The sequence below is a fragment of the Lactobacillus sp. UMNPBX1 genome, assembly GCF_002554085.1.
In the GTDB taxonomy this organism is placed as follows: Bacteria; Bacillota; Bacilli; order Lactobacillales; family Lactobacillaceae; genus Lactobacillus; species Lactobacillus crispatus.
Genome location: NZ_PCZI01000015.1, coordinates 1 through 12,449 on the forward strand (window position 1 = coordinate 1; position 12,449 = coordinate 12,449).

The 12,449-nt window shown below is 35.4% G+C and carries 9 protein-coding genes and 1 pseudogene; 7 read left to right on the top strand and 3 right to left on the bottom strand.

From position 1 onward, the window contains the following. Positions 1-221: 221 nt before the first annotated feature. Complete coding sequence (locus tag CP352_RS08040) at positions 222-479, bottom strand: hypothetical protein (RefSeq protein WP_089143589.1); 258 nt, start codon at positions 477-479, stop codon at positions 222-224. 102 nt (positions 480-581) lie between these two features. On the opposite strand from CP352_RS08040, the gene coaBC reads away from it, so the two are divergent. From coaBC to CP352_RS08065, 4 genes and pseudogenes are all read left to right on the top strand, one after another. Next, entirely contained in the window at positions 582-1,772 is a 1,191-nt protein-coding gene (gene coaBC, locus CP352_RS08045) for a bifunctional phosphopantothenoylcysteine decarboxylase/phosphopantothenate--cysteine ligase CoaBC (RefSeq protein ID WP_089143590.1), read from the top strand. A gap of 511 nt (positions 1,773-2,283) precedes the next feature. Further along, positions 2,284-3,119, top strand: a pseudogene (locus tag CP352_RS11190) (aldo/keto reductase). Between the two features lie 48 nt (positions 3,120-3,167). After that, complete coding sequence (locus tag CP352_RS08060) at positions 3,168-3,980, top strand: Cof-type HAD-IIB family hydrolase (RefSeq protein WP_023488616.1); 813 nt, start codon at positions 3,168-3,170, stop codon at positions 3,978-3,980. Positions 3,981-4,046: 66 nt separating this feature from the next. Continuing rightward, positions 4,047-5,012, top strand: a complete 966-nt coding sequence (locus CP352_RS08065) for an NAD(P)-dependent oxidoreductase (RefSeq protein ID WP_089143397.1) — start codon at positions 4,047-4,049, stop codon at positions 5,010-5,012. Between the two features lie 66 nt (positions 5,013-5,078). Here the strand turns inward: CP352_RS08065 and CP352_RS08070 are convergent, their stop codons facing one another. Together CP352_RS08070 and CP352_RS08075 are read right to left on the bottom strand one after the other, a co-directional pair. Continuing rightward, positions 5,079-6,464, bottom strand: a complete 1,386-nt coding sequence (locus CP352_RS08070) for an APC family permease (RefSeq protein ID WP_057726529.1) — start codon at positions 6,462-6,464, stop codon at positions 5,079-5,081. 97 nt (positions 6,465-6,561) lie between these two features. Continuing rightward, entirely contained in the window at positions 6,562-7,176 is a 615-nt protein-coding gene (locus tag CP352_RS08075) for a DedA family protein (RefSeq protein WP_065990904.1), read from the bottom strand. A gap of 139 nt (positions 7,177-7,315) precedes the next feature. On the opposite strand from CP352_RS08075, the gene uvrC reads away from it, so the two are divergent. From uvrC to CP352_RS08090, 3 genes are all read left to right on the top strand, one after another. Continuing rightward, a complete protein-coding gene (uvrC, locus tag CP352_RS08080) occupies positions 7,316-9,118 on the top strand; it encodes an excinuclease ABC subunit UvrC (RefSeq protein WP_065990905.1) in 1,803 nt (600 codons plus the stop codon). Positions 9,119-9,196: 78 nt separating this feature from the next. Beyond that, positions 9,197-10,501: a GTPase ObgE gene (gene obgE, locus CP352_RS08085; protein WP_005722345.1), complete on the top strand. Its 1,305-nt coding sequence runs from the start codon at positions 9,197-9,199 to the stop codon at positions 10,499-10,501. Positions 10,502-10,516: 15 nt separating this feature from the next. Further along, entirely contained in the window at positions 10,517-12,433 is a 1,917-nt protein-coding gene (locus CP352_RS08090; protein ID WP_089143398.1) for an acyltransferase family protein, read from the top strand. The last annotated feature ends 16 nt before the right edge of the window (positions 12,434-12,449 follow it).

The window sequence follows — 12,449 nt, forward strand, 5'->3', positions numbered from 1 at the left end:
CTTGAGCAAAATCTTTGGTAAAATCATTCATGAAGGAGTTCTTCTTTCTGTATGTGTTTTTTTGTTCAAACCAATCATACGAGAAAGGAACTCCTTTTTCTAATGTTTAAAGAAATAAATTTAAGGAATCATTCATCCTTACACAAACTATTTTACAGTCTCATTTTTAAAGCAACTTGTAAATTGAACAAAAAATAGGGAAGATGAAACTAATCATTTCCCTATTTGTTTTTAAGAACAGTATTCAAATTAGTATAAATTGCTGGCTTAGGCTGAGATTTATCTGGCATTTGCAGCCAATGATGCAAAATTCCATTTAAAGGTTGAAGTGGCCTTTTAGTGGGCTGATGCAACTCAAGCTTCCTATCAACAATCTTGATTGTAGTGGCACTTTTATCACGTGGTACAGAGGATGATTGTGGTTTAGTGCAGGCCGATAAGCTAAGTAAGAATATAGTTAGTAAAAGTAGTTTTTGCATATTTTTCAATTTTTTTCCAAATATAACTCCCAACACAATATTCTACTATTTAAGTGGACAATGATAAAATAAAAATAAGTTTAGATGACGAGGAATGGTAAAATGAGTCGAATAACAATTTATATGACAGGTGGAATCGCTGATTATAAGGCGGTTAACGTTATCCGCGATTTAGAAAAAGCGGGTCATCAAGTTCGAATAGTAATGACTAAAAATGCAGAGCATTTTGTAACTACTAATACACTGGCTGCTTTAACAAAGTATCCTGTTTTGGATGATTTATGGAGCAAGGAAAATGAGGCTAGTATACCACATGTTCATCTAGCACGTTGGACAGAGTTAGCTCTGGTTTTACCAGCGACTGCAAATTTTATTGCTAAAATGGCAACAGGAATTGCTGACGATGCAGCTAGCACTACAATTTTAGCTACAAGTGCACCTAAATTGGTTGTACCAGCCATGAATGACCAAATGTGGAATAATCCAGCTACACAGCGAAATATAGCTTTTCTGAAAGAACATGGTGTAGAAATAATGGAGCCTGCAGTAGGGATGCTGGCAGAAGGCTATGCTGCTAAAGGACGAATGCCAGAGCCAGGAGCAATTGTGGCGTGGATCAAAAATTTCACTGAACAACAGAACGTTTTGCAAGGAAAAAATATTGTTATTACTGCTGGTGGTACTGAAGAAGCAATCGATCCCGTCCGCTTTATTGGTAACCGCTCTAGTGGGAAAATGGGCATTTCCTTAGCTACAGAAGCAGCAGCGATGGGAGCAAAAGTAAAGCTAATATATGGTAATGTAAGTATGCCTTTGCCACAAAATCCTAGGATTACATTAATTCATGTTTCTAGTAGCGAAGAAATGTTAGTTGCAGTCAAAAAAGAATTTAAGCATAGTAACGTTTTAATTATGGCTGCTGCAGTAGCGGATTGGCGCATGAAACAAGTTGCAGATCATAAATTAAAAAAGCAAGCTGATCAACAAACTTTGACTCTAACTTTAGTTAAAACGACAGATATTTTACGCGAAGTTGCTAGCCACAAGCAGCGAGGGCAGATAGTTGTCGGCTTTGCGGCAGAAACGAATAATTTGCTACAAAATGCTGCAAAAAAGCTATCTTCAAAAGGTGCCGATATGATTGTAGCAAATGACGTTTCTAAAAATGTTTTTGGCAATGATGAAGACCAGGTAACGATTTTACAAAAAAATAAGTCAACTAAGAAATGGCCTAAAATGAGTAAGCAAAAGATTGCTCAAAAATTGTTGCAGCTTATTGCTCAAAAAATATAGTATTTGCATATAGCTAATAGTGAACTATATGATTTATATTGCTCTTGTAATCATTTTGTAATATAACATCTAGGCTTTTTAAAAATGTGATGAAAACTATAATGTGAAAACTAAAAATAATATTTAGTAAGTAAAAGATGTTTTTTATCCTTGTTTAAATGATAAATGCTGGTATTATAGGTGTTGGGAATTAAGAGACTGAAGAGAAAGAGTTGATAGGACATCATCAGCCCTTTCTTTTTTTATACGAAAATATTAATTTTGTATAGAATAATAAAATAAATTATTTGATAATCTTTATAAACCCAGCAGCATTGATTGATGCTACTATTTTAATTAGAAAATATAACAGAACCACAAAAAATAAAATGTATGTATAGGATTTGCAACAATTTTGTTGTATGCTATTAACAGATGGCTGAAAAAAATTATTGTTTAATAATTGTTATTAGCTATACAAATACAGGAATTAAGAAACAGAGACATATTAGTAAAATGTAGAAGTGTATATATGTACTCTGATAAAACTTTAATGCTCAATAACGGAGTAGAGGTTCCTCGAATTCAACTAGGAACTTGGCTAATTAATAACGATGATGTACGAAAAGTAATTCGTCAAGCGATTAATGTTGGTTACCGCGCTTTCGATACTGCTAAAGACTATGGCAATGAAAGTGGTGTGGGAAAAGGTATTTGGAACTCTGATGTTGAGCGTAGTGATATTTTTTTAACAACTAAATTACCAACTTCGATTAAAGACTATGAAGGTACAAAAAAGCAATTGATGACGCTTTAGATCAATTTAGTTTGGAATATATTGATATGTTGTTAATTCATTCACCACAACCTTGGATTGAAGTGAATAGAATTAATGATCGTCACTTTGAAGGCAATCTGGAAAACTGGAGAGCAATGGAAGAAGCACTTAAAGCCGGTAAAGTTAGATCAATTGGTGTTTCAAATTTTTTACAAGAAGACGTAGCTAACATTGTTAATAACAGCTCAATTAAGCCAGTAGTTAATCAAATCGAAGTTCATATAGGAAATGTGCCAACTGATTTGATGAAATACTGTAAAAATTTAGGAATTCAGATTGAAGCATATTCTCCACTTGCACATGGTCGTTTGTTAAAGGATCCAAGAATCAGGACTTACGCTGAAAAGTATCATGTTAGTCCAGCTTAATTAATGTTAGCATTTGACTTACAGCTAGGTTGTATTGTTTTGCCGAAGAGTGATAATGTTAAAGAAATGCAGGAAAACTTGAACATCGATTTTGAAATCAGTGCTGATGATATGGCTGATTTGGTCAAGTTAAAAGAAAATACGCAGACCATGGCTGTTTAATAGGAGCATCGCATAAGCGGTGCTTTCTTTGTTTTAAGGGAAAAGGTAATGGAAGAAATTAAACTAATCGCGATAGATATTGATGGAACCTTAGTTAATTCTAAGAAGGAGATTACACCAGCAGTTAAAAAAGCGATTTTGACTGCTCAAAAACAAGGCAAGCAAATCGTAATTTGCACAGGTCGGCCTTTGTCAGGTGCTCAACGTTATTTAGATGAATTAGGGCTTAATGGCCAAGAAAATCAGTATGTAGTTAGTTTTAATGGTGCAGTTGTAGAATCAACCGCGGGGCAGGTTATTTTCAAACAGGGGCTAAAATATGAAGATTATGTAGATTTAGAGACAATTGCGCGAAAGCTAAACTTACATTTTCATAGCGTATCGTTAGATCGAATTTATACAGCTAACCGTGATTTGGGACATTATACAATTTATAATTCACGGGTCGTAAAATTAGAAGTCTCATATCGTACACAAGAAGAAATGAAGCAGATACCAATCATCAAATGTATGTATGTTGATGATCCAGACTATTTAGATGAGAAAATAGAATCTCCTTTATTTGAAATGATGAAAGATCGAGTTGTATTTTCAAAGACTGAGCCTTTTTATTATGAAGCAACCGCTGCCGGTGTCGATAAGGGGACTGGCCTGAAAAGACTATGTGACTACTTAAAAATAGATCGAAGTAATGTGATGGCCCTAGGCGATCAAGCAAACGACATGCCGATGTTAACTTATGCTGGATTAGGTATCGCAATGGGAAATGCTGTTGAATATACAAAGCAACATGCTGACGAAGTTACGGCTGATTGTGACCACGACGGTGTTGCAGTTGCAATCAATAAAATATTAAAGTAGATGTTTTCTCTTTCAAATAGTGGTATTTTTACTTTAAGATGAAAATTGAATAGAGGTCTAAAAATAATGAATAAAGCAAAAGTTTTAGTTTTAGGTGGCATAAGAGATGATGCCTTAACTGATTTAAAAAATATTTGTCAAGTTGATATCGGTCCAGTAGGGCATCGACCAGAAGATGATCGTGAGTGGGTGCTTGATCATATTGCAGAATATGATGGTGTGATCGTAGCAAAGATGGCTTTTGATCGAGAAATGATTGATGCTGCGAAAAATTTAAAAATAATTTCAACTTATGGCGTTGGCTTTGACCACGTTGATGTTGAATACGCTAAAGAAAAAGGAATAGTTGTTTCAAATTGCCCTAAGAGTGTGTTGCGTCCAACGGCGGAACTTGCCTGGACAATGATTATGGCATCAGCTCGTAGATTGCATTATTATGACCATGCTTTGCGTGAAGGCGTCTTTTTAAATGCCGATGAGTACGACAACCAAGGGTACTCTATTGAAGGAAAGACCTTAGGAATTGTAGGTATGGGTCGAATTGGTCAACAAGTTGCTAGGTTCGCTAAAGCATTCGGTATGACAATTATTTATCATAATCGTCATCAAGTAGATGATCAAATTGCAGCAGAATTAGATGCTAAATATGTTGACTTAGATACTTTGGCAAAAGAAGCTGATTTTGTGAGTTTACATACTCCTGCTACAGCTGAAACATATCATCTGGTTAATTCAGACTTTTTAAAGAAAATGAAAGACACAGCGTTTTTAATTAATGTTGCTCGTGGATCGTTGATTGACGGGGATGCATTAATTGCTGCGTTAAAGAATGGTTCAATTGCAGGCGCCGCCTTAGATGTTTTCGAAAACGAACCGCATCCAAGACCTGAATTGGTTGAAATGGATAATGTGATCATGACGCCTCACGTTGGTTCAGCTACTCACATTGCTAGATTTAATTTGTCTAAAGAAGTTGCGAATAATGTTTTGTCTTTCTTTAAAGATGGTCAGGCAATTAATCAAATTAACTAGTTCAAACAGAGCTAAAAAAGACGATTCATGCAAATCGTCTTTTTCTTTACATAATTTTTACTGATGTTAATCATGATCAAGCTGACTATGGTGGTAGCCATAAACAAAGTAAATTACAGCACCGATGATTAACCAAATAGCTGCCATTAAGTAAACTTCTGAACTTAAATGGCAAATCATAAAGATACAAATTAAACCAGAAATGATTGGCAAATATGGGTATCCGGGAACTTTAAAGCCATCGTTAACAATATCTGTTCTTTTTCTTAATTTTAGAATTCCAAAGGAAACAAGAGTAAAGGCAAAAAGTGTACCAAAGTTGACCAAATTGGCTAGTTGATCAACGGAGAAGAATGCTGCACCTGCTGCAATAATAATAGTGACAGCGACTAAGGCATTTTGAGGAGAGTTATGTTTTTTATCTAATTTACTGAATGCACTAGGCAATAGCCCATCACGTGCCATAGCATAGATTAAGCGAGAGCTTGAATAGATCATTGTCAGCATCATGGTAGCCATTCCTAGCATAGCACCAAATGATAATAACTCTGCTACCCAGTTTTGATGAACATATTGCAATGCAAAAGCAACGGGATTAGATACGTTTAGCTTGGTATAATTAACCATACCCGTTAAAACGATTGAAACGCCAAAATAAAGTACAGCTGCAATAGCTAAAGTGCCAATAATTCCTAGGGGCATATTTTTCTTAGGATTTTTAACCTCGGCGGCTGATGATGAAACAACATCAAAGCCAAGAAAGGCAAAGAAGACTGTGGTTGCTCCTTTGATGACTCCTGAAAAATGATATGGCAAGAACGGATGATAGTTGTTAGGTTTAATGAACTGTAAGCCTACAAAAATAAAAATTAAAATAATGGCGATTTTAATAAAAACAGCTACGACATTAATTTTAATTGAGTTCTTCATCCCTCGTGACAACAGGATACTGATAAGTAAAATGATTAAAACAGAAACCAAGTCAAAATAAACGCCATTGTTAAGATTCATAGGACCAGAAATAGCGTGTGGAATTTTTAGACCAAATGGTGCAATGAAAGAACTGAAGTATGATGACCAACCTGCTGCCACAGTGGCTACAGATAGCATGTATTCCAAAATCAGTGCCCAACCGATAATCCAGCCTGTAAATTCGCCATAAACGATATTCCCATATGAATAGGCAGAACCAGCTACTGGGATCGCTGAAGCAAATTCTGCATAACACATTCCAGCTAAAGCACAAACAATTGCTGCAACAACAAAGGATAAACTAACGCTAGGTCCAGCTAATGTGGCTGCAACAGTTCCGGGTAAGATGAAAATACCGGTCCCGATGACAGCTCCTACGCCAAGAGACATTAAATCAACGGCGTTCATTGTTTTGGAGAACTTAATGTCTTTACCGAGATAGCTCTCAACATTTTGTTTCCTAAAAATATTAAATTTCATTCGCAAACTTCCCTTATTATAGATTAGATTAATTTTACATGATATTTTTAATTTTTAAAAGAAGAAAACGCTCTATATTTTTTATAGAGCGTTTGAATTAATCAGCTTTAATTTTTTGCTTATACCATTTACAGGAGAAATATATTAAAGCAATTAGAATAAGTCCTCCAATGATTAATGAGTATTCTTCAAAAATTAACACAATTTGTTCCCAATTTTCACCCATATAGGAACCAAGACCAACTAGAATAGCATTCCAGAGTAAGCTGCCTAAGCTAGTGTAAATAAGGAACTTAGGTAATTTAACTTTGGCTATTCCAGCTGGAATTGAAATTAAGCTACGAACTACAGGGATGCACCGACCATAGAAGATTGCACCGGTACCGTATTTATCAAACCATTTGATAGCCTTTTGTACATCACCCTTTTTAAAGCCAAGTAGTTTGAATAACTTATGATCGAACAACTTTTCTAATCGATCTGGATTAAGTAAAGTGCCAATCCAATATAAAACTAGTGCACCAACTACCGCGCCGATTGTTGAAGCAATAATTACACCGAAGACATTCATTTGAGAATGATGGGTTGCAAAGCCAGCGAACGATAGAATTACTTCGGATGGAATAGGGGGAAAGATGTTTTCGATTGCAATTAGCAAACTGATGGCTAGGTAGCCAAATTGGTTAATTAAGTCAAAAACTAGATTAGTCATCAAAAGTTCTCCTCAAATTTTATTTCTTTTAATATATCAACTTTTGTACCGAATAGCTATTTCTATAAGCAAAGTTAAGATCTTCTTAAACAGTCTGTGTTAAACTATTAAATGCAAATTTTTTCAGTGAGATGAGATAATGGCAACACAATTAATTGAGAATAAACTAAAACTTTTACCAGAAAAACCCGGCTGTTATTTGATGAAAGATATTAACGGTACGGTTATATATGTTGGTAAATCTAAAAATTTAAAAAATCGGGTTCGCTCATATTTTAAGAGTAAACAGGTTGGACGTCGTGCTGAATTAGTTCGTGAAATTCGAGATTATGACATCATTACTGTATCAACTGATAAGGAAGCTTTTTTACTTGAAATTACATTAATAAAAAAGTATCAACCTTATTATAATGTTCAATTAAAGCAGGGTACGGGATATCCTTACATAGAAATCACGCGTGAACACGATCCGCAAACTCGGTTAACTAGTATCGTTCATAAGGATGGTGGCTACTATTTTGGTCCCTATCCTAATGTATATGCTGCCCAGGCCACTTTGAAGTTTATTCAAAAAGTTTTTCCACTAAGGCGCTGTCATGGTTATCAAGGCAGACCTTGTCTTTACTATCATATGGGGCAGTGCTTAGGTGCATGCTTTAAAAAAGTGCCACAAAAAGAATACGAAGAGCAAATTAAAAAGATCAAGAGCTTTTTGAATGGAGATATTGCTAGTGTTAAACAGAGTTTGACCGAAAAAATGGCTCAAGCAGCTAGCAATCTTGAATTTGAACGAGCAGCCGAAATTCGCGACCAATTGAAATATATTGAAGAAACGGTTGAAAAACAAAAAATTATTTCCAATGATAATACGCAGCGTGATATTTTTAATTATTACGTTGACAAGTCTTGGATTTCTGTTCAAATCTTCTTTTTACGGCAAGCAAAGTTATTGCGTAGAGAAACTAGAATGTTTCCTTTGACAGATGCCACAGATCCAGAAGATGCTTTCACTTCTTTTATTGTGCAATTTTATGAGCAAAGAAATAGGGTTTTGCCTAAAGAAATTCTGATTCCTGAAGGATTTGATAATGCTACTTTAGCTGAGGTCTTGAAGGTACCTGTTAGAACACCGCAACGAGGGCAGAAAAAGTCATTGCTAGACATGGCGAAGGATAATGCTAAGTTAAAGCTAGATGATAAGTTTAGATTATTAGAACTAGGTAATCGAAAAACTAAAGGCGCTCAAAAAGAAATTTTTGATGCTTTAGGCTTACCATATGGACACTTTATTGAAAGTTTTGATCACTCCCATATTCAAGGTGCTGACCCAGTCTCTGCTTTAGTCGTTTTTAAAGATGGTGAACCCGAAAAAACAGCTTATCGTAAATATAAGCTAAAAGGTGAGGTTGAACATCAAAATGGTGGCGACGAAGTACGCAACACGAGGGAAGTTGTCCGCCGAAGATATGGTAGACTGTTGCGCGAGCATAAAAGAATGCCTGATTTGATTTTGATGGATGGTGGTCAAATTCAGGTCGATGCTTGTTTAGATGTTTTACGAAATGAATTAAATTTGAATATCCCAGTTGCGGGGATGGTTAAAGATGATAAGCACAGAACAAACCATTTATTATTTGGCGATCCCATCAACGGTATTCCTTTGAAACTGATTCCCCTTAATCCCAAATCAGAGGGCTTTTATTTAATGACGCGCATTCAAGACGAAGTGCACCGCTTTGCGATTACTTTTCATAGAAGACGCCATGCTAAAAATGCTTTGTCCAGTCGTTTAGATTCGATTAAGGGAATTGGTCCTAAAAGTCGTAACAAATTATTGCGCGAATTTGGTTCATTGAAGAAAATTAAAGAAGCTTCAATTGATGACTTGCGTAGAGCAGGATTAACGCTTACTCAAGCACAAACGGTAAAATTAACATTGTAATCCGAGAAAACGCGATATCATGCGTATTTCTGTGGTATAGTATTAAAAGCTAGATTAAGACGGAAGGAAGAGATATACATGCCTACATTTGTTGATCAAACTAAAATCGAAGTACAAGCCGGAAAAGGCGGCGATGGCATGGTGGCTTTCCGCCATGAAAAATACGTCCCTAATGGCGGTCCAGCCGGTGGTGATGGTGGCCGTGGCGGCAGTATTATTTTTGTTGCTGACAGCGGCTTAAGAACTTTGATGGATTTTCGCTATCGGCGTAAGTTTAAGGCGGATAGTGGTGAAAACGGTCGTATTAAATCACAATATGGCCGTGCAGCTAAGGATCTTTATTTAAAAGTTCCAGTTGGTACTACTGTATATGATTATGACACTAATGAATTGATTGGTGATTTAACTGAAAAGGGCCAAGAACTAGTCGTTGCTAAAGGCGGTCGCGGCGGTCGTGGTAATATCCATTTTGCAACTAGTGTTAATACTGCACCAGAAATTGCTGAAAATGGTGAACCAGGTGAAGATCGCGTTTTGCGTTTAGAATTAAAATTATTGGCTGATGTCGGCTTAGTTGGTTTTCCGTCAGTTGGTAAATCAACACTGTTATCAGTAACAACTAAGGCCAAGCCCAAAATTGCTGCTTATCAATTCACGACTTTAACTCCTAATTTGGGAATGGTTATCTTGCCAGATGGTCGTGACTTTTCAATGGCGGATTTGCCAGGATTAATTGAAGGAGCTAGTCAAGGCGTAGGCTTAGGAATTCAATTTTTACGTCACGTTGAAAGAACCAAAGTAATTCTACATCTAGTTTCAATGGATCCTAATAATGGTCGTGAGGCAATTGATGATTACCATACCATTAAAAAAGAACTCAAAAATTACGAAACAGATTTATCAAAGAAGCGAGAATTGATTGTAGCTTCACAAATGGATATTCCTGGTGCTGAGGAAAAACTAGCTGAGTTTAAAAAAGCATTAAAAGCAGAAGGAAATAATGAACCTATTTATGAAATCTCAAGTGTAACTCATAAAGGCGTAGATAAGTTGATGTCAGATACTGCCAACTTAGTAACTGAAGTTGAACAAGAACAGGCTGAAGAACAACCTAAGCTAGCACAAAAGATTAAAGAATATAAGTATCAGGCACCACAAAAGAATGAATTTACAGTTGAGCAAGTTGGCGAACATGAATTTATCGTTAAGGGTGAACAATTAGAAAGATTAGTTCAAATGACCAACTTGGATCACCAAGACGGTATTATGCGTTTAGCAAGAAAGCTTAAGCGTTTAGGTGTTGATGACGCACTACGTGAAAAAGGAGCTGTTAATGGTGATGATGTGGCTATTGGCAAGTTTGTCTTTGAATTCGTACAATAAGAGTAGAGATAGGGTATGAAAAAAAATAGGTTTATTACGGGGTATTCTGGCCTTAGAGCCTTAGCAGTTATCGGAGTAATTCTTTATCATTTGGATCCTAATTCCTTTATGGGAGGATATCTGGGAGTGCCGATTTTTTTCGTGCTCTCAGGATATTTGGTGACAGATCATATGCTTAATTCATATGATAAAACAGGATCATATAATAATCGTCATTTTTATTTGAGTCGAATAAAAAAGTTATATCCACAATTAATTACTGTTTTATGGTTAAGTGCAGCCTATATCTTTATCTTTCAACGAAATTTACTGGCTAAATTAAATCAGGTTGTACTTGCAAATCTATTAAATGTATTTAATTTTTGGCAAATTCATAATGGTCAAAGCTATTTTGAGCGTTTTGCAGTTAATGAATCACCATTTACTAATTTATGGACGATGTCAATTGAAGGCCAATTTTATATTGTTTGGCCAATTGTCATTTATTTACTAGTTAAATTGGTTAAAAAGAAAAAAAATATTTTCTGGATTTTAGTTGGTCTATCAGCTGTTTCTGCATTAGAAATGGCAATCCTATACTTTTTAAAGGCTGATATTAATCGGATTTATTACGGAACTGATACTCGTTTCTTTTCTTTAGGATTAGGAGCAGCATTAGCAGTTGTTTGGCCGATAGAGAGTTTAAATCAGCAAGTTGAACGAAAAGTAGGCTGGATACTGGACTTGGTGGGCCTTGCTTCATTTGCTTTAATGTTAGCAATGTTCTTCTCTAAGTGGATGAATCCACAACAAGCCTTTACTTACTCTGGCGGGATGTTGTTATTTACTTTAGATGTATGTATTTTAGTAGCTGTAATTGCTCATCCTGGTAGTCATTGGAATCAAATCCTAACTAATAAGTTATTTGATTGGATTGGCTCACGAAGCTATGGCATCTATCTGTATCAATTTCCAGTAATGATCTTTTTTGAAGATAAGGTAAATATTGGTGATAATCCAATGCTGTATCACCTTATTGAAGTGATTTTAATTTTAGTGATTACAGAAATTACTTATCGTTTGATTGAAAGACCAATGGGTAGGATTACCTGGGATAAAACGAAACAATATTTTGCTCGAATTTTTAATTTTGAAACAAAAGATTACTTTAAGAAAGGTCAAGCAGCCTCAGCAGCTTTGATTTTAATCTTAGGATCAGCAGCTATTGCTATTTCACCAGGAGTAAAAGCAGAAGACTTTAATAAAAGCCAATTAGCACAGCGAATTAATCAGAATTCTAAAAAACAAAAAACGGATAATGCTAAATTAATTGAAAAGTTAAAAAAAGAAAAAAAGAAAAAAGAAAAAAAATCTAAAATTATTCGTGAAGCTGAGCTTCAAACTAAAAAGCATCCTATTAACAAATCTTTTGTTAAATATGGTATTTCCCAGTTAGATTTGCAATTGGCTCAACATGTTCAAGTAACTGCGATTGGCGACTCGGTAATGGCCGGTTCGAGCAACGATTTAAAACGATTAATGCCTAAAGCGTTAATTGATGCTGCTGTTTCAAGACAATTGAATGTTGCTTTTGGCTTATTAGATAGTTATCAAAGTCAAGGAGTTTTAGCAGATAATATCTTAATAGGATTAGGAACTAATGGACCTTTCTCAATGGAAGATCTTGATCGAATAATGCATCAGGCTGGGCCTAAGAGAAAAGTTTTCTGGATCAATGTTCACGTTCCAACTAGAGATTGGCAAAATTCAGTGAATAATTTGCTAAAGCAAGGTGCAAAACGGTATCATAATCTTATAATAATTGATTGGTATTCATACTCGAAGAATCATCCTGACTGGTTCTACGGTGATCATACTCACCCTAATTTAGAGGGCTCAAAATACTATAGTGCATTAGTTACCAAAACAATTGTTAAGCATTCAAAATTTTAGATTAGAATAGGATTTT